This window comes from Pseudomonas sp. 1 (assembly GCF_056626735.1).
Map to the genome: position 1 here is coordinate 146,265 of NZ_JBWXMQ010000005.1, position 19,039 is coordinate 165,303.

13 protein-coding genes are annotated in these 19,039 nt (G+C 61.6%); 2 read left to right on the plus strand and 11 right to left on the minus strand.

Going from position 1 to position 19,039, the window contains the following annotated elements:
- Positions 1 to 8: 8 nt before the first annotated feature.
- The 8 genes from AC1MDC_RS09715 to betI all read right to left on the minus strand — a co-directional run bounded on the left by AC1MDC_RS09715 (position 9) and on the right by betI (position 11,443).
- Positions 9 to 1,187: a BaiN/RdsA family NAD(P)/FAD-dependent oxidoreductase gene (locus AC1MDC_RS09715; protein ID WP_480392914.1), complete on the minus strand. Its 1,179-nt coding sequence runs from the start codon at positions 1,185 to 1,187 to the stop codon at positions 9 to 11.
- Between the two features lie 152 nt (positions 1,188 to 1,339).
- Complete coding sequence (gene dbpA / locus AC1MDC_RS09720) at positions 1,340 to 2,725, minus strand: ATP-dependent RNA helicase DbpA (RefSeq protein WP_085697910.1); 1,386 nt, start codon at positions 2,723 to 2,725, stop codon at positions 1,340 to 1,342.
- Between the two features lie 121 nt (positions 2,726 to 2,846).
- Positions 2,847 to 4,274, minus strand: a complete 1,428-nt coding sequence (mdtD, locus tag AC1MDC_RS09725) for a multidrug transporter subunit MdtD (RefSeq protein ID WP_085697795.1) — start codon at positions 4,272 to 4,274, stop codon at positions 2,847 to 2,849.
- A gap of 146 nt (positions 4,275 to 4,420) precedes the next feature.
- The gene (locus AC1MDC_RS09730; protein ID WP_085702876.1) at positions 4,421 to 5,758 is read right to left on the minus strand and encodes a TldD/PmbA family protein; all 1,338 of its coding nucleotides are present in this window, start codon (positions 5,756 to 5,758) and stop codon (positions 4,421 to 4,423) included.
- Complete coding sequence (locus tag AC1MDC_RS09735) at positions 5,758 to 7,200, minus strand: TldD/PmbA family protein (protein ID WP_085697793.1); 1,443 nt, start codon at positions 7,198 to 7,200, stop codon at positions 5,758 to 5,760. Before AC1MDC_RS09735 ends, AC1MDC_RS09730 begins: the two co-directional genes overlap by 1 nt.
- A 184-nt stretch (positions 7,201 to 7,384) precedes the next feature.
- Complete coding sequence (gene betA, locus AC1MDC_RS09740; protein WP_085702875.1) at positions 7,385 to 9,088, minus strand: choline dehydrogenase; 1,704 nt, start codon at positions 9,086 to 9,088, stop codon at positions 7,385 to 7,387.
- 179 nt (positions 9,089 to 9,267) lie between these two features.
- Complete coding sequence (gene betB, locus AC1MDC_RS09745; RefSeq protein ID WP_085697791.1) at positions 9,268 to 10,740, minus strand: betaine-aldehyde dehydrogenase; 1,473 nt, start codon at positions 10,738 to 10,740, stop codon at positions 9,268 to 9,270.
- A 109-nt stretch (positions 10,741 to 10,849) separates the two neighbouring features.
- Positions 10,850 to 11,443, minus strand: coding sequence for a transcriptional regulator BetI (gene betI / locus AC1MDC_RS09750; RefSeq protein WP_011336305.1), 594 nt, complete (start codon positions 11,441 to 11,443; stop codon positions 10,850 to 10,852).
- A 482-nt stretch (positions 11,444 to 11,925) separates the two neighbouring features.
- On the opposite strand from betI, the gene AC1MDC_RS09755 reads away from it, so the two are divergent.
- Positions 11,926 to 13,866 carry a BCCT family transporter gene (locus tag AC1MDC_RS09755; protein ID WP_227235638.1) on the plus strand — a complete coding sequence of 647 codons (1,941 nt, stop codon included), beginning with the start codon at positions 11,926 to 11,928 and terminating at the stop codon, positions 13,864 to 13,866.
- A gap of 202 nt (positions 13,867 to 14,068) precedes the next feature.
- On the opposite strand, the gene choV is transcribed toward AC1MDC_RS09755, so the two are convergent.
- The 3 genes from choV to AC1MDC_RS09770 all read right to left on the minus strand — a co-directional run bounded on the left by choV (position 14,069) and on the right by AC1MDC_RS09770 (position 17,117).
- A complete protein-coding gene (gene choV, locus AC1MDC_RS09760; protein ID WP_085697789.1) occupies positions 14,069 to 15,247 on the minus strand; it encodes a choline ABC transporter ATP-binding protein in 1,179 nt (392 codons plus the stop codon).
- Positions 15,244 to 16,089, minus strand: coding sequence for a choline ABC transporter permease subunit (gene choW, locus AC1MDC_RS09765; RefSeq protein ID WP_007959749.1), 846 nt, complete (start codon positions 16,087 to 16,089; stop codon positions 15,244 to 15,246). The genes choV and choW overlap by 4 nt, the downstream gene beginning before the upstream one ends.
- 77 nt (positions 16,090 to 16,166) lie before the next feature.
- Positions 16,167 to 17,117 (minus strand): choline ABC transporter substrate-binding protein, encoded by a 951-nt coding sequence (locus AC1MDC_RS09770; protein WP_085697788.1) that lies wholly within the window; start codon positions 17,115 to 17,117, stop codon positions 16,167 to 16,169.
- 436 nt (positions 17,118 to 17,553) lie between these two features.
- Between AC1MDC_RS09770 and AC1MDC_RS09775 the strand changes: the two genes are divergently transcribed.
- Entirely contained in the window at positions 17,554 to 18,930 is a 1,377-nt protein-coding gene (locus tag AC1MDC_RS09775; protein ID WP_480392915.1) for an L-serine ammonia-lyase, read from the plus strand.
- Positions 18,931 to 19,039 lie beyond the last annotated feature (109 nt).

The following is a 19,039-nucleotide window of genomic DNA, read 5'->3' on the forward strand; positions in this document are numbered from 1 at the left end:
TGTGTTTATCAGACGTACTGCGCGGCGGCGTAGCCAGAGGCCCACGCCCACTGGAAGTTGAATCCGCCCAAATGCCCGGTGACATCCAGCACTTCACCAACGAAGTACAGGCCCGGGCTTTTCAGCGATTCCATGGTCTTGGACGACACTTCGCGGGTGTCGACCCCACCCAGCGTTACCTCGGCGGTGCGGTAGCCCTCGGTGCCGGCCGGGACGACTTTCCAGCTGCCGAGTTTCTGCGCGATGTCCGCCAGTTCGGCGTGGGTGTACTGCTTCATCGGTTTGGAGACGAACCAGTTGTCCGCCAGCAGGTTGGCCATCTTCTTGGTGAAGATTTCGCCGAGCAGGGTTTTCAGTTCGCTGTTCGGACGCTCGGCGGTCTGCTGTTGCAGCCAGCTTGCGGCGTCGTGATCCGGCAGCAGGTTGATCTCGACTGTGTCGCCCGGCTCCCAGAACGAGGAAATCTGCAGAATCGCCGGGCCGCTGAGGCCGCGGTGGGTGAACAGGATGTTCTCGCGAAAGCTCTGGTCGTTGCAGCTGACCAGACAATCCACCGAGGTGCCGGACAGCTCGGTGCACAACTCCTTGAGCTGATCGGTGATGGTGAACGGCACCAGCCCGGCGCGGGTCGGCAGCAGCTCGTGGCCGAACTGTTTGGCGACCTGGTAACCGAAACCGGTGGCGCCCAGCGTCGGGATCGACAGCCCGCCAGTGGCGATCACCAGCGACTGGCACTGGATCTGGCCGAGTGTGGTGTCGAGCAGGTAACCGCCTTCAACCTTTTCGATGGTCTGGATCGAGGTGTCGAGGTGCAGGTTGACGCCGACCTGATCGCATTCGTCCAGGAGCATGCCGAGGATGTCGCTGGATTTGTTATCACAGAACAGCTGACCGAGTTTCTTCTCGTGATACGGCACGCCGTGCTTGGCGACCATGCCGATGAAATCCCACTGGGTGTAGCGGGCCAGCGCGGATTTGCAGAAGTGCGAATTCTGCGAGAGGAAATTGCTCGGTTCGGTGTACATGTTGGTGAAGTTGCAGCGCCCACCGCCGGACATCAGGATTTTCTTGCCGGCCTTGTTCGCGTGGTCGAGCAGCAACACCTGACGCCCGCGCCCGGCGGCGGTCAGTGCACACATCAACCCTGCGGCGCCAGCGCCAATGATCACGACTTCGGTAGAGCGCAAAACGGTGTCCTCACACAATGACCACGCAGATCGTTCCCACGCTCTGCGTGGGAAAGCATCCTGTGACGCTCCGCGTCACGATTTAAAAGCGGACGCAGAGCGTCCATGGCGGCATTCCCACGCGGAGCGTGGGAACGATCATTTAAGCGTTCTTACAAAACCCGAACGCGCAGCGAACGGCCCTTGATCTTGCCGTTGTTCAAACGCTGCAGCGCCTGCATGACCACGGTGCGTTCAACCGCCACGTAAGACTGGAAATCGAAGATCGCGATCTTGCCGACCTGAGCGCCCGGAATGCCGGCTTCGCCGGTCAGTGCGCCGAGAATGTCGCCCGGACGCACTTTGTCCTTGCGCCCGCCAGCGATGCACAGCGTGCTCATCGGCGGTTGCAGCGGGGCACCGCCCTGGGACTTGAGGTTGTCCAACTGATCCCAGTTCAGCGGGGTTTTCTGCAATTGTTCGATGGCTTGCGCGCGGTGCGCTTCGGACGGCGCCACCAGGCTGACCGCGATGCCTTTCTCGCCGGCACGACCGGTACGGCCGACGCGGTGAATGTGGATTTCCGAATCGCGGGCCAGCTCGACGTTGATCACCATGTCCAGCGAATCGATGTCCAGGCCGCGGGCGGCGACGTCGGTAGCCACCAGCACCGAGGTGCTGCGATTGGCGAACATCGCCAGCACCTGATCGCGGTCACGCTGTTCCAGATCACCGTGCAGGCCGACGGCGGAAATGCCTTTGGAGGTCAGATGATCGACGGTTTCCTGCACTTGCTGCTTGGTGAAGCAGAAGGCCACGGTGGAGGCCGGACGGAAGTGGTGCAGAACCTTGGTCACCGCACTCATGCGTTCTTCCGGGGAAATCTCGTAGAAGCGCTGTTCGATCTGGGTGTCGTCGTGGAACGCTTCGGCCTTGACCGTTTGCGGATCGCGCATGAACTTCGACGCCAGTTGCTTGATGCCCACCGGATAGGTGGCCGAGAACAACAGGGTCTGACGGCGGGCCGGGGTCTGCTCGATGATGTCTTCGATGGCGTCGTAGAAACCCATGTCGAGCATTCGGTCGGCTTCGTCGAGGATCAGCGTGTTCAGGCCGTCGAGGACCAGCGAACCCTTGCGCAGGTGCTGCTGGATGCGGCCCGGCGTGCCGACGATGATGTGCGCGCCGTGCTCCAGCGAGCCGATCTGCGGGCCGAAGGACACGCCGCCGCACAGGGTCAGGACCTTGATGTTGTCTTCGGCACGGGCCAGACGACGGATTTCCTTGGCGACCTGGTCGGCCAGTTCGCGGGTCGGGCAAATCACCAGCGCCTGGCAACCGAAGTAGCGCGGATTGATCGGGTTCAGCAGGCCGATACCGAACGCGGCGGTCTTGCCGCTGCCGGTCTTGGCCTGGGCGATCAGGTCCATCCCCTTGAGGATCACCGGCAAGCTCTGCGCCTGGATCGGCGTCATCTGGGCATAACCGAGGGAGTCGAGGTTAGCCAGCATGGCGGCGGACAGCGGCAAAGTATTAAAAGCGGTGGCGATGGTGGTCACGGGACTGGCCTGCAAAACAAAATGTCGCGCAGTGTAGCAGCCTCTGGCCACTTTCCTCGAAAGTTCTGGACGAACGCAAAGCCTGTGACGAGGGCCGGTTCCCTCGCCACGCGGACCCCGGTCAATGCTCGATATGTTCCTCACGGCGTTTGGTACGCCGTCCGTCCTCTTTCGATAGCTGCGAGAAAATCGTCGCGGCCAGCATCGCCATGATCCCCACGGTCACGAACGTTAGCTGAAATGCGCCCAACACGGTCTCAACGCCGTCATTGCCGACTTGTGCCGTAAAGCCGCCGAGCAACGCACCGGCGCAGGCCACGCCCAGGCTCAGCGACAACTGCGCCACCACCGACAGCAAACTGTTGCCGCTGCTGGCGCTGGCGTCGTCGAGATCGATCAGGGTCACGGTGTTCATGGCGGTGAATTGCAGCGAGTTGATCGCCCCCAGAATCGCCAGCAGGCATAGCAGCAGCCAGTACGGCGTCTGCTCGCTGACCAGACCCATGCTCGCCAGCATGATTCCCAGCAGCAGGGTGTTGCCGGTCAGCACGATGCGATAGCCCAGACGTTCGATCAGCGGTCGCGCGCCCCACTTGGCGACCATCGCGGCTGCGGCCAAAGGCAACATGCTCATCCCGGCCTGGGACGGTGAATAACCCAGCGCCACTTGCAGCAGCAACGGCACCAGAAACGGCAGGGCGCCGCTGCCAAGGCGAGCGAACAGGTTGCCGAGAATGCCGACGGCGAAGGTGCGGGTCTTGAACAGCGACGGCGCGAACAAAGGGTTTTCAATGTGCCCGGCGCGTAACCAGTACGCCGCCAGACACGCCATGCCGCCGAACAGCAGCAACATCACCCGCAAGTGCGGCAGGTGCAGTTCGCCGAGGCCTTCCATGGCGATGGTGATCAGCACCATCGCCGCACCGAACAGCAGAAATCCCAGACTGTCGAAGCGCGTGCGCTCGGTGCCGCGCAGGTCGGGGATGAATTTCCACACCGCATAGCAACCGATGACGCCGACGGGCAGGTTGATCAGGAAGATCCAGTGCCACGTCAGGTATTCCACCATCCAGCCGCCCATGGTCGGGCCGATCAGCGGACCGAGCAGGCCGGGAATGGTGATGAAGCCCATGATCCGCACCAGTTCCGAACGCGGGTAGGCGCGCAGCACCACCAAGCGTCCGACCGGCAGCATCAGCGCGCCGCCGAGCCCCTGGATCACGCGTGCGCCGATCAGCATGCTCAGGCTGCTCGACAAGGCGCAGAGCAGCGAGCCGAGGCTGAACAGCAGGATCGCGCCGAAGAAGATTTTCTTGGTGCCGAAGCGGTCGGCGATCCAGCCCGAGGCCGGAATCAGCAGGGCCACGGTGAGCATGTAGGCGATGATCACGCCCTGCATGCGCAACGGGTCTTCGGCCAGGTCCCTAGCCATGGCCGGCAGGGCGGTGTTGAGGATGGTGCCGTCGAGGGACTGCATGAAGAAAGCGATGGCGACGACCCACGGCAACCAGCGGGCGGTGATGGCGTCGAGTGGCGGGCGGTTGGGCATGGAACCTCTTGTTGTCTGGAAGATGATCGTTCCCACGCTCTGCGTGGGAACGCCGCCATGGACGCTCTGCGTCCGCTTTTGGCTGGGACGCGGAGCGTCCCGGGCTGCATTCCCACGCAGAGCGTGGGAACGATCAGGTCGGAAGGTTAGAGAGTCAGGGTCAATCGGCTCACCAGCGCCCCCGGCAACAGTGCCGATGAGGTATTGCGCTGGCTGTAAGTGCTCGCCGACAGCAGCAATTCCCGTTCGGCGGTCAATGCTTCCAGCTGCGAACCCAGCAGGCTGTAGGCGCTGTCGTCGAACCGCATGGTGCTGACCGGCGCCTGAATCTCTCCGTTCTCGACCCAGAACGTGGCAAACCGGGTCATGCCGGTCAGTCGCGCCGCCGGTTGATCGGAGAAGTTCAGGTACCACAGGTTGCTGATGTACAAACCGGTGCCCAACTGCTTGAGGATCTCGGCCTGCGGCAGATCACCGGCACCCATGTTCAGCGCGCTCGGCGATTCGCCACCACCGGCGCCGTTGGCCGAAAGCCCGTATTCGGCAGCACTGCGCGAACCGACCAATTGATCACCTGCCTTGCCTTCGATGATCAACCGCAGATCGCTGCGCGGGTAACCTTCGCCGGAGAACGCCGGGCTCAGCGAGTCGCTGACTTTTTCGTCCAGGGACACCAGCGGACTGAACGCTTGATCGCCGGCATACAGCTTCTGCAACGGGCTGCTCTTGCTGGCAATCGACTGCGCCGAAAAACCGCCCCAGCACAGCATGCCCATGATTTCTTCCAGGGCCGCCGGCGCCAGATAGGCGCGGTATTGACCGGGCGGCAGGGTGCGCAGCGGTCGCCCCAGAAACTCGAGTTGCTCGCGGGCCTGCTGGATGCGTTTGGCGAAGTCTTCGCTGTTCCAGTCATGCCCGGCGTAGCTGGCCTTCACCGCTTCGCCGTTTTCGTGGAACAGGCTGAAGTCGAAGTTGAAGCTGTTGGCCTGATGCCAGCCGAATGCGCCGGAAGAACTGGCGAAACCGCGGCTGATCGGGCCGGCAGCGTAGAAGCCGACCAGATCCAGACCTTCGGCCGCCTGGGCAATTTCAGCCACCACCTGCTCGGTGTCCGGCAGTGGATGTTCCTGCACGTTCTTGCTCTGCCAGCTGTTGTGGTTGAGCAACAGGTACGGATCCTGCGGTAGCAACGGCAGGGTTTCGCGCAGTTGCTGCAAGCCTTCGGCGAGGCGTTGCAGATCGGTGGCCTGCTCACCGGACAACGTGATGTGCAGGTCGGCATGACGACCGTCGTCGATCAGTTTCAGGCCGATACCGGCTTGCTGGACTTGCCCGGCCTGACGCACCTTGGCGTGGTTGAAGCGCACGAAGGCCGAGGATTCGGCGTCATAACTCAGGGTGAACTGTTCCGGCTCGCGCACGGCATCGCGCAGCCAGTCGACCAGCACCTTGAACGCCTCGGACGGGTTCTTGGAAATACTCATCAGGCGTCTCCCCCAAACACATCAACATTGCTGAACACGCAGGCCGGTGACGCATGGCCGACGCGGATCACCTGGTTCGGTTCGCCCTTGCCGCAGTTCGGAGTACCCAGCACCTGGGTGGTGCCGGCGTTGCCGACGGCGCGCAGGCTCTTCCAGAAGTGCGCGGAAATGCCCCGGTAGTTCGGATTCTTCACGACGCCCTTGAGTTCGCCGTTTTCGATCAACTGGCCCCATTCGCAGCCGAACTGAAATTTGTTGCGTGCATCGTCGATCGACCAGGAACGGTTGGTGCTCATCAGGATGCCGTTTTCGATACCGCCGATCAGTTGCTCCAGCGGCTGGTCGCCCGGCTCGATGTTGAGGTTGGCCATGCGGTCGATCGGCGGTCGGTTCCAGCCGCAGGCGCGGCTGTTGGCGACGCCGTCCAGACCCGCGCGGAACTGCGACAAGGCACCGCCCAACGGCCGGACCAGCAGGCCTTCGCGAATCAGGAATTGCTTGCTGGCCCTGGAGCCGTCGTCATCGTGACCGTAACTCGCCAGTTCTTCGGGAATGCCCGGATCGAACGTCACGTTGAGCAGTTTCGAGCCGTATTGCAGGCTGCCGAAATCCGAGGCTTTGACGAAACTGGTGCCGGCGTAATTGCGCTCGTCGCCGAGGATCCGGTCGAGCTCCAGCGGGTGGCCGATGGATTCGTGGATCTGCAACATCATCTGGTCGGGCATCAGCAGCAGGTCGCGAGGGCCTTGCGGGGTGTTCGGCGCGAGCAGCAGTTGCAGTGCCTGATCGGCGACTTGCGGGCCGGCGCCAATCAGGCCGCAACGGCTGATCACGTCAGCGCCGCCCTGCTGGCCGAAGTTCTCGCGGCCGAGGCTGCGGGTCTGGCTGTCGCTGCCGTCGTAGGCGGTGACGTCCAGGCCCGGGTAGACGAAACGCTGGGCCTGACGCAATTCGGCGCCGGCGCTGCTCAGGTAGATCTGTTCGACGTGGGTGATGCCGATGCTCACTTGCCAATTCACCAGGCGCTCATCCTTTGGCACCGAGGCGGATTCCGCGCCGAGCAGCTCGAAGCATTCGCTCAGGGACGGAAAGGGTTGTTCGAGATTGGGTGAAAAGTAGTCGGCGCGGTCGCTGGACACCGGCTGCTGGCTCAGGTCGAGCAGGGCGTGCGGCTTGATCCGTCGGGCCTGTTGTTCGGCGCGCTCGAGGGCGGCTTGCAGGCCTTGTTGCGACAGGTCATTGGTCGCGGCATAGGCTTCGACGCCGTTGACCCGGACGGTGAGCATCGCGCCTTCATCACGGCTCAGGCTCGGCGGTTCGGCGACGTTCTTGCGCACCGACAGGTACTGGCCGGACTCGCGGACATACCTCAAGGAAAAGAACTCGGCGCCCGTGCGCAAGGCAGCGAAGCGCTGCTTGAGCTGGGGGTGGAAATCGAACATCAGGGAACCTCCTTGTCATGGGAGCAGCGGCGCAGCGGATGCGGCGGGGAGGGGGGTGAAACGATTGGGCGAGGACTAGAGTAGGCCTGCGAGGGGGTAGGATCAAGTGAAGAGGGGGTGTAGGAAACAGCTGATCGCTCCCACGCAAAACGTGGAAGCGATCAGGGCGGGGGAGTGTTACGGCTTACTGAGCAACAGTACTCACTTCACGCATCGGCTTGCCTTTCACCGGCGCATCGCCAGCGACGTAGTACGGCGCCTTGCTGCGCGGCAGTGGCTGACGACCACGGATCTTGTCGGCGATTTTCTCGGCCATCATGATCGTCGGCGCATTCAGGTTGCCGGTGGTGATGATCGGCATGATCGAAGCATCGACCACACGCAGACCCTGCATGCCATGCACGCGGCCCTGGCCGTCCACTACGGCCATCTCGTCGGTGCCCATCTTGCACGAGCAGGAAGGGTGGAACGCGGTTTCGGCGTGCTCGCGGATGAACTTGTCCAGCTGCTCATCGGTTTGCACTTCGATGCCCGGGCTGATTTCGCGGCCACGGAAGGCGTCCAGTGCAGGCTGTTGCATGATTTCACGGGTCAGGCGGATGCCGTCACGGAATTCCTGCCAGTCCTGCTCGGTGGCCATGTAGTTGAACAGGATGCTCGGGTGCTGGCGCGGATCCTTGGATTTGACCTGGACGCGACCGCGGCTCGGCGAACGCATGGAACCCATGTGCGCCTGGAAACCGTGCTCTTTCACACCGTTGCTGCCGTTGTAGTTAATCGCCACCGGCAGGAAGTGGTACTGGATGTTCGGCCACTCGAATTCCGGACGGGTGCGGATGAAACCGCCGGCTTCGAACTGGTTGCTGGCGCCGATGCCGGTGCCGTTGAACAGCCACTCGGCACCGATGGCCGGCTGGTTGTACCAGAGCAGCGACGGGTACAGCGAAACCGGTTGGGTGCAGGCGTATTGCAGGTACAGCTCGAGGTGATCCTGCAGGTTTTCGCCGACGCCCGGCAGATCGTGAACGACCGGGATGTCGAGGCTTTCCAGCAGTTTCGCCGGGCCGACACCGGAGCGTTGAAGCAGTTGCGGCGAAGCGATCGCGCCGGAGCAGACGATGACTTCTTTGCGGGCGCGGGCTTCAACGCGCTCTTCGGCAGCGCCGACCAGGTAACGCACGCCAACGGCACGTTTGCCTTCGAACAGAACCTTGTCAGTCAGGGCGTGAGTGACGATGGTCAGGGTCGAACGCTTTTTGGCCACGTCCAGGTAACCCCGGGCGGTGGAAGCACGACGGCCGTTCGGCGTCACGGTGCGGTCCATCGGGCCGAAACCTTCCTGCTGGTAGCCGTTCAAGTCTTCGGTGCGCGGGTAACCGGCCTGTACGCCAGCTTCAACCATCGCGTGGAACAGCGGGTTGTTGCCCGCCTTCGGCGTGGTCACGCTGACCGGACCGTCGCCACCGTGGTAGTCGTTCGGGCCGATGTCGCGGGTTTCCGCTTTACGGAAGTACGGCAGGCAATCGAGGTAGGTCCAGTCTTCCAGGCCTGGCAGTTTCGCCCAGCCGTCGTAGTCCATCGCGTTGCCGCGAATGTAGCACATGCCGTTGATCAGCGAGGAACCGCCGAGGCCCTTGCCGCGACCGCATTCCATCCGGCGACCGTCCATGTGTGGCTCTGGATCGGTTTCGTATGCCCAGTTGTAGCGACGACCTTGCAGCGGGAAGGCCAGAGCGGCCGGCATTTGCGTGCGGAAGTCGAAACGGTAGTCCGGGCCGCCGGCTTCGAGCAGCAGGACGGTGACGCCTTCGTCTTCAGTCAGGCGGGTCGCCAGGGTGTTACCGGCAGAGCCGGCACCGACGATGATGTAATCGAATTCTTGGGACATTGCATGCACCCTCTTTGAAAGTTGGTCAGGTCAGGCCTGGCGAGTGCTTTGCACTCGATTCGCGGGCAAGCCCGCTCCCTCAGGGATCGGGGCTGCCACAGATTGGGTGGGCGGCACCCGACCTGTGGGAGCTGGCTTGCCAGCGAAGGCGGCCTCGCGAGCAATACAGAACTCGGGTCTTAGAACACCGAGACGTAATCGCCCAGTTCGACCTGTACCGATTTGATGCGAGTGAAGTTGTTCAGCGAGCTGATGCCGTTCTCACGGCCGACGCCCGACTGCTTGTAACCGCCAACCGGCATTTTTGCGTCGGACTCGCCCCAGGCGTTGATCCAGCAGATACCGGCTTCCAGTTGATGAATCACGCGGTGGGCGCGGTTCAGGTCGCGGGTGACGATACCGGCGGCCAGGCCGAAGTCGGTGTCGTTGGCGCGACGGATGACTTCTTCTTCGGTTTCGTAGGTCAGGATCGACATCACCGGGCCGAAGATTTCCTCACGGACGATGGTCATGTCGTCGGTGCAGTCGGTGAACACGGTCGGAGCCACGAACGCGCCCTTGGCGAATTCGCCGTCGGTCATGCGCTCGCCGCCGCACAGAACGCGGGCGCCTTCTTCTTTACCCTTGGCGATGTAGCCCAGCACGTTTTCCATGTGCGCGAAGCTGACCAGCGGGCCGAAGTTGGTGTTTTCATCTTCCGGGTTGCCAACGCGGATACGGGCGACGCGCTCGACGATCTTGGCTTCGAAAGCGGCTTTCAGGTGGCTCGGCACAAACACGCGAGTGCCGTTGGTGCAGACCTGACCGGAGCTGTAGAAGTTGGCCATCATGGCGGTGTCGGCGGCGCGATCCAGGTCGGCGTCGTCGCAGATGATCAGCGGGGACTTGCCGCCCAGTTCCATGGTCACGTCTTTGAGCGACGAAGCCGAAGCGCTGGCCATGACCTTTTTGCCGGTGTCGGTGCCGCCGGTGAAGGAGACTTTCTCGATGCGCGGGTGCTCGGTCAGCCAGGTGCCGACTTCACGGCCGCTGCCGGTCAGCACGTTGAACACGCCGTTCGGAACGCCGGCTTCGGTGTAGATCTCGGCCAGTTTCAGGGTGGTCAGCGAGGTGACTTCGCTTGGCTTGAAGATCATCGCGTTACCGGCCGCCAGGGCTGGAGCGGATTTCCACAGGGCGATCTGGATCGGGTAGTTCCACGCGCCGATACCGGCGACAACGCCCAGCGGTTCGCGACGGGTGTAGACAAACGAGGTGTCACGCAGCGGGATCTGCTCGCCTTCGATGGCAGGCACCAGGCCTGCGTAGTATTCCAGCACGTCGGCGCCGGTGACGATGTCGACGTACTTGGTTTCGGAGAAGGCTTTACCGGTGTCCAGGGTTTCCAGGGCAGCCAGTTCATCGTTGCGCTCGCGCAGGATGTCGACGGCGCGACGCAGGATGCGCGAACGCTCCATGGCGGTCATCGCGGCCCAGATTTTCTGGCCCTTTTCGGCGCTGACCACAGCACGCTCGACGTCTTCCTTGGTCGCACGTTGCACGTGTGCGAGGACTTCACCGTTAGCCGGGTTGATGGCTTCGAAGGTGGCATCGCTGCCGGCGTCGGAGTACGCGCCATCGATGTAGAGTTTTTGCAGTTCGAAACGGGCCATAGTGTCCTCGCAAGTGCATTAGTGGTTGGCGTTGGTCACCGGGTGAGCCATGTAGCTGTGGCATCGCTGGTCGGTGACAGTTCAGGGGGCCGAGCGTTTTCTCTGTGCTCTAGCTCACCTGCTTGGCCAATTGGAAATCCATGTATTCGTAAGCGATCTGTTGCGCCTGCGCAGTGTCGAAAGCGTCTCCCGACAGCGCGCCGCGCAACCACAAGCCGTCGATCAGAGCTGCCAGTCCACGGGCGGCGGTGCGCGCATCTTCGAGCGGCAACACACGGCGGAACTCGCAGCACAGGTTGGAATACAGACGGTGATCGTTGATCCGCTGCAACCTGTGCAAAGACGGCTGGTGCATGCTGGTGGCCCAGAAGGCCAGCCAGGTTTTCATTGCCGGGCCATTGACCTGGCTGGCGTCGAAGTTGCCTTCGATGATCACCTGCAGATGCGCCCGTGGGCTGCTGTCTGCCAGCGCCTGACGGCGCGCGGTGACGTTCTCGCTGAGGACGCTCATCAGATACCGCATCGTGGCGGCGATCAGGCCATTCTTGTCCTGAAAGTAGTGACTGATGATGCCATTCGAGACACCGGCCAAACGGGCGATCAGCGCAATGCTGGCGTCCCCCATTCCGACCTGATCGACCGCCTGCAAAGTGGCTTCGATCAGTTGTTGGCGGCGGATGGGTTGCATACCGACCTTGGGCATCTTGCACATCTCCTTAGGCCTTCCGACGGGCGATGAACGCCTGGCGGATTGAGGGCCAGTCTATTTTGTTTTGATTGAACGTTCAATCAACAAAGAATAAGATCTGCGACAAATCGTCGCTGCCTACAGATTTTTCCTACGTGTAAGTGGCGATAAACCGACATCCGAAAATGCTCGAAACCTGCGCGGGGCAAGGCGCGGTTCGACGTTCGATGGACGTGTTGAATGGGCAAGACGCTCAAGGCCAGGTTTCGGATGAACGTCCATGCCTCGGCCACGACGGCGATTCGCGGTGCCATCTCTGCAGGTTCGGGCTTTTTTCGGGGTGTCTTTATATCACCCGCCGGTCGGCTGCCAACTAACCGATTGGTCGGGTTCCGTGTTGCCTTGTGTTCTTCTCTCGCACTGCCTGGAGCATTTGTGCCATGAGTTCTGCCTCGCTTATAAAGACCCCGCCCGAGAAGGTGACGGTCAACGGTTGGGTGTTCTACACCTCTACCGCGCTGATTCTGTTGTTGACCGCCATTCTGATCATCGCCCCGCAAGAGGCCGGCAGAATGCTGGGAGTGGCTCAGGCCTGGTTGTCCCGCAGCTTCGGCTGGTACTACATGGTGGTGATCGCCGCTTATCTCGTTTTCGTGGTCGGCCTGGCGTTTTCCTCCTACGGCAAACTCAAACTGGGTGGCAAGGACGATACCCCTGACTTCAGTTACGGCGCCTGGGCGGGGATGCTGTTCTCGTCGGGTATCGGTATTTCGCTGTTGTACTTCGGCGCTTCCGAGCCGCTGGATCACTACTTCAACCCGCCGGAAGGTGCATCGGCCACCAACCTGGCGGCGCGTCAGGCTGTTCAGCTGACTTTCCTGCACTGGGGCCTGCACGGCTGGGCGATCTACGCGCTGGTCGGTCTGGCCGTGGCTTATTTCGCTTACCGTCATAACCAGCCGCTGGCCCTGCGTTCGGCGCTGTACCCGCTGGTGGGCGAGCGTTGGGTCAAGGGCGCTGCCGGTCATGCGGTAGACGGCTTCGGCATGTTCGTGACCCTGCTGGGTCTGGTGACCAACCTGGGGATCGGCTCGCTGCAAGTGTCTTCGGGTCTGGAAAACCTGTTCGGCATGGAACACAGCAACACCAACCTGCTGATCGTGATCATCGTGATGAGCACCGTGGCGACCATCGCTGCCGTGTCCGGTGTGGAAAACGGCATCCGTCGTCTGTCCAACCTCAACATCATCCTGTTCAGCGGCCTGCTGATTTTCGTCCTGCTGTTCGGCCCGACCCTGCACCTGCTCAACGGCTTCGTGCAGAACATCGGCGACTACCTCAATGGCGTAGTCATGAAGACGTTCGACCTGTACGTCTATGAAGGCGATAGCGAGAAGTCCGACCGCTGGCTGGGCCTGTGGACTCTGTTCTACTGGGCCTGGTGGATTTCCTGGGCCCCATTCGTCGGCATGTTCATCGCGCGTATTTCCCGTGGTCGCACCGTGCGTGAACTGGTGGCCGGCGTGTTGTTGATTCCGCTGGGTTTCACCCTGGCGTGGCTGTCGATCTTCGGTAACTCGGCGCTGGATCTGGTGATGAACCAGGGCGCGGTGGAACTTGGCAAGACGGCGCTGGAACAGCCGTCGATGGCGATCTATCAACTGCTTGAACACTACCCGGCGTCGAAAGTCGTCATCGGTGTGTCGATTTTCGTTGGTTTCGTGCTGTTCCTGACTCCGGCCGACTCCGGCGCGGTGATGATGGCGAACCTGTCCTGCAAGGGCGGCAACGTCGACGAAGACGCCCCTCACTGGCTGCGGATCTTCTGGTCGGTCGTGATCACCCTGGTGACCATCGGCCTGCTGTTCGCCGGTAACTTCGAAGCCATGCAGACCATGGTGGTGCTGGCCGGTCTGCCGTTCTCGGTGGTGCTGGTGTGCTTCATGTTCGGCCTGCACAAGGCGATGCGTCAGGACATGCAGATCGAACAGGAGCAGGCGCAACTGGCTGAACGCGGTCGTCGTGGTTTCAGCGAGCGTCTGACTCAACTGGATCTGCAACCGAGTCAGTCGGTGGTGCAGCGCTTCATGGACAAACACGTCAGCCCGGCACTGGAAGATGCCGCTGCGCAAATGCGTGCACAGGGTCTGGAAGTGCAGACGCTGCTGGGCAAATCCAAGCGCTGCATGGGCGTACGGGTCGAGATGGAAGAGGGCAACCCTTTTGTCTACGAAGTGAGCCTGGACGGCTATCTGGCCACCCCGAGCGAGTCGGCTCAGTCCGATGAAGCGCGCCAGCGTTTCTACCGCGCCGAGGTGTACCTGCACAACGGCAGCCAGGACTACGACCTGATGGGCTTCACACAGGATCAGATCACGCGCGATGTGCTCGATCAGTTTGAAAGCCATCGGCAACTCCTTGGCCGGGTCTATAGCTGAGTTGTGATCCAGGATCGTTCCCACGCTCCGCGTGGGAATGCAGCCCAGGACGCTTTGCGTCCTATCGATGCCAAGCTTGAAATCGGCAGCGCGGCTGGAACGCGGAGCGTCCCTTGAGGCATTCCCACGCGGAGCGTGGGAACGATCATCACGCAAACAAAAACGCCGCGATCCTCTCGCGGCGTTTTTGTGTCTGTTCTCTTTACCCCAGGTTCTTGCCGAGCAGCGCGTGATACAGCTCGCTGTCGCCCAGAATTCCCACCACATGATTGTTATCGTGCAGCACCAGTTTGTTGCCGGTCTGGTAACGGATCTGCAACGCGTCGCGCATGCCGATGTTCGAGTCCACCAGTGTCGGTTTGCGTTCCAGTCCTTCCACGGCTTGCCCCGGTGCCCAGTTCTGCAGGTTCAGCACTGAACCGTTCTGCCGCGCACCCTTGATGGTGTTGCCTTCGGCCAGGTCCAGCCACGAGTCGCCACCCGGATCCAGACACACCGAACCGTTGATGCGTTTGCAGTTGTCCAGGGTGCGCATCAGGCTGCGACCACACAGCACGTTCAGCGGGTTGGTGTGGGCGACGAAGGTCCGCACGTAATCGTCCGCAGGATTGAGCACGATCTCTTCCGGCACGCTGTACTGGATGATCCGGCCGTCTTTCATGATCGCGATTCGGCTGCCGAGTTTCAGCGCCTCGTCGAGGTCGTGGCTCACGAATACGATGGTCTTGCTCAGCTTGCGTTGCAGCTCCAGCAGCTCATCCTGCAAACCCTGACGGATCAGCGGGTCGAGGGCGGAGAACGGTTCGTCCATCAGCAGAATGTCGGCGTCCATCGCCAGCGCACGGGCCAGGCCGACACGCTGCTGCATGCCGCCGGACAGCTCGTCGGGTTTCTTGTTGCGCCATTGGGTCAGGCCCACCAGTTCGAGTTTTTCATCGACCAGTTTGCGTCGTTCCTTCTCCGGACGGCCCTGCATTTCCAGACCGAAACTGATGTTCTCGCGCACCGTCAGCCAGGGCATCAGGGCGAACTTCTGGAACACCATCGCGATGCGTTTGGTGCGCATCATTTTCAGCTCGGCCGCGGAGCAGGAGGCGATATCGATCTGCTTGCCTTCGTGTTCGACGAACAGCTTGCCGCGGCTTACGGTGTTGAGGCCGTTGATGCAGCGCAGCAGGCTCGACTTGCCGGAGCCGGACAGGCCCATCAGTACGCAGATCTCGCCTTTGTTGATGTCCAGGCTGGCCTTTTCGACACCGACGATCTGCCCGGTCTTTTTAAGGATTTCGCTACGGGTCAAGCCTTGATCGAGAAGTTTCAGTGCTTCGCGCGGATCTCTGGTGAAGATCACGTCAACGTTATCGAAGCGAATTATGCTCATGCGTCACCCCCTACTTTGGCGTCGGGTTGTTTGCAGATACGGTCGAGCATGATCGCCAGCAGTACGATCGCCAGGCCCGCTTCGAAGCCCAGGGCGATATCAGCAGTGTTCAGTGCGTTGACCACCGGTTTGCCGAGTCCGTCGGCGCCCACCAGTGCCGCGATCACCACCATCGACAGCGACAGCATGATGCACTGGGTGATGCCGGCCGCGATGCTCGGCATGGCGTGAGGCAGTTCGATCCGTGAAAGCAGTTGGCGACGCGAGCAGCCGAAGGCCTTGCCGGCGTCCATCAGTTCTTGCGGGACATCGCGGATGCCCAGATAGGTCAGGCGGATCGGCGCGGCGATGGCGAACACCACCGTCGAGATCAGGCCTGGCACCACACCCAGCCCGAACAGGGTCAGGGTAGGAATGAGGTAAACGAAGGTCGGTACGGTCTGCATCAGATCGAGTACCGGCCTCATCAAAGTGTAGAACATCGGTTTGTGCGCGGCGACGATGCCCAGCGGCACGCCGATGACCACGCAGACCAGGGTCGCGAACATGACCTGGGCGAGGGTTTCCATGGTTTCCTGCCAGTACCCCAGGTTGAGGATCAGCAGGAAGGAGGCGACCACGAACGCGGTCAGGCCCCATTTGCGTTGAATGAAGTGGGCCAGCAGGGCGATGAGGCCAATCAGCACCAGCGGGTTGAACCAGGTCAGCGCAAACGTCACGCCGTGGATCATCGTTTCCAGGGTCACGGCGATTGCGTCGAAGGTGTTGGCGCCGTGTTGCGTCAACCATTCAACGAAGCCCGCGATGTACTGGCCTAAAGGGATTTTCTGATCAATCAGCATGGTAGTGAACGTCCGCATGCAAGGAAATAAACAGCCCGGACGGCGTACGCCGCCCGGCATAAGCGATGCTCCTTAATTCAAGGCTGGGCAATCTTGGCTTTCACGGCCTCCAGGCCTGGTTTGCCGTCAATGGTGGTCACGCCAGCGAGCCAGGTATCGAGCACCTGTGGATTCTTTTTCAGCCAGGCCTTGGCGGCCGCGTCAGGCTTCATCTTGTCGTCCAGGATGTTGCCCATCAGTTCGCTTTCCATGTCGACGGTGAACTCCAGGTTTTTCAGCAGTTGGCCAACGTTGCTGCATTCCTCGACGTAGCCCTTGCGGGTGTTGGTCGCGACGGTCGCCGCGCCGAAGTCCGGGCCGAAGAAATCATCGCCGCCAGTCAGGTATTGAATCTTGAAGCGCTTGTTCATCGGGTGCGGTGCCCAGCCGAGGAACACCACGGCAGTGTCGCGTTTCTGCGCACGGTCGACCTGCGACAGCATGCCCGCTTCGCTGGATTCGACGACCTTGAAACCGGCGGTCTTCAGGCCGAAGGCGTCCTTGTCGATCATGCTCTGGATCAGGCGGTTGCCGTCGTTGCCCGGCTCGATCCCGTAGATCTTGCCGTCGAGTTCTTTCTTGAATTTGGCGATGTCGGCGAAGTCGTGCAGACCCTTGTCATACAAGGCTTGCGGAACGGCGAGGGTGTACTTGGCGCCCTTGAGGTTGGTGCGCACGGTTTCTACGGTGCCGGCGTCGCGGTAGGCCTTGATGTCGTTTTCCATGGTCGGCATCCAGTTGCCGAGGAACACGTCCATGTTCTTGCCGTCGGCCAGAGACTTGTAGGTTACGGGTACGGAAATCATGGTGGTCTTGGTCTTGTAGCCGAGGGCGTTGAGCACGACGGAGGTGGTGGCGGTGGTTGCGGTGATGTCGGTCCAGCCGACATCGGAGAAGTTCACGGTACTGCACTGCGCCGGTTCTGCGGCTTGAGCCAGCAATGGCAGACTCAGCATGGCGGCCAACAACAACGACGGGGAACCTTTCATGAATGGGGACTCCTTGGTGTTTTTTTTGGCAGTGTTCCGATTGGACCACCGCACTTATGGGTTGCGGTTGGATGGCGTTCTGGAGACAGCTCTACCGCAGCGCCTTGCAATCGAGTCGATACGATCATGTACCAGTGAAAATCTGACGCCTACAGGGTGCGTCGTATCCAGTACAGGGATGGTCGCATCCAGTGTCAGTGACGTCGTTTACAGCTTTTTTCTGCCCTGTCTGGCCATCTGAACCGCATAAAAACGGCGAAAACACGGGCTGAAACCGGCACGGCGTTAGTGGGCATGAGTACGTCGGTGTCAGACGCCGAGCGACCCGGGAAAAGCCCGATGATGCGGGCATTCCGGCGGATCGCAGCTTGAGCGTAGCAGCTCCGCCAGCGGGCGTTTCATGCCCCGGACCGGCACTCTCAGGAGCTCTGCAGCAATGGCTATCAGCGTTTTCGACCTGTTCAAAATCGGCATCGGCCCTTCCAGTTCCCACACCGTCGGGCCCATGCGCGCCGCCGCCCTGTTTGTCGAGTCATTGCGCGACAAACACCTGCTGGAGCAGGTGCGCCGCATCGAGGTGCAGCTTTTCGGTTCGTTGTCGGCCACCGGTGTCGGTCATGGCAGTGACAACGCGGTGATCATGGGCCTGATGGGCGAGTGGCCGGACGCGATCGACCCGTCGCAGATCGGTCCGCGCATCCAGGCCCTGCGCGAAACCCACACGCTGTTGCTCGACGGTCGTTTGTCGGTGCCCTTTATATGGGGCCGCGACATGCGCCTGATCGACGAGAACCTGCCGTTCCACCCCAACGCCATGACCCTGGTTGCCGAAGGCGATCACGGCGAGCTGCATCGCGACACCTACTATTCGGTCGGCGGCGGTTTTGTGGTGGATGAGGCACAGGCCTCCAGCGGCGTGGTGGATCTGGATCGCACCGAATTGCCCTACGACTTCTCCAGCGCGGTGGAGCTGCTGGAACTGTGCAAGACCCACAACCTGCGCGTGGCCGAATTGATGATGGCCAACGAGAAGGTCTGGCGCAGCGAAGAGGAAATCCGCGCCGGCCTGATGAAACTCTGGCGGGCGAAGCAGGATTGCGTCGAGCAGGGCCTCAAGCACGAAGGCATCCTGCCCGGCGGCCTCAACGTGCGCCGCCGTGCGGCGAAGTTGCACCGCAGTCTTCAGGAATTGAACAAGCCCAACGTGATCGGCTCGACCCTCAGCGCGATGGAGTGGGTCAACCTGTTCGCCCTGGCGGTGAACGAGGAAAACGCCGCCGGCGGCCGCATGGTCACGGCACCCACCAACGGCGCGGCGGGGATCATTCCGGCGGTGTTGCACTACTTCATGAAATTCAGCGAGGCGGTGACCGACGCCAACGTGGTCGATTACTTCCTCGGGGCGGCGGCGGTGGGGATTCTGTGCAAGAAGAACGCTTCGATCTCCGGCGCTGAAGTCGGCTGTCAGGGGGAGGTCGGTTCGGCCTGTGCGATGGCGGCGGCCGGTTTGGCCGAAGTGCTCGGTGCTTCGCCGGAGCAGTTGTGCAACGCGGCGGAAATCGGCCTCGAACATAACCTCGGCCTGACCTGCGATCCGGTGGGTGGTCTGGTGCAAGTGCCGTGCATCGAGCGCAATGCGATTGCGGCGGTGAAGGCGATCAATGCGGCGCAGATGGCTTTGCGTGGCGATGGTCAGCACTTCATTTCTCTGGACCGGGTGATCCGCACCATGCGCGATACCGGCGCCGACATGCATGACAAATATAAAGAGACTTCGCGGGGCGGGTTGGCGGTCAGCGCGGTGGAATGCTGATAGCTGGTCGCCCCAATCGCTGGCTTGCCAGCGATGAGGCCGGACCAGTCAAAACTGCGCGTTAAGTGCACACCGGAATCAAAACGCGCCACCTTTTGGCGCGTCGTTA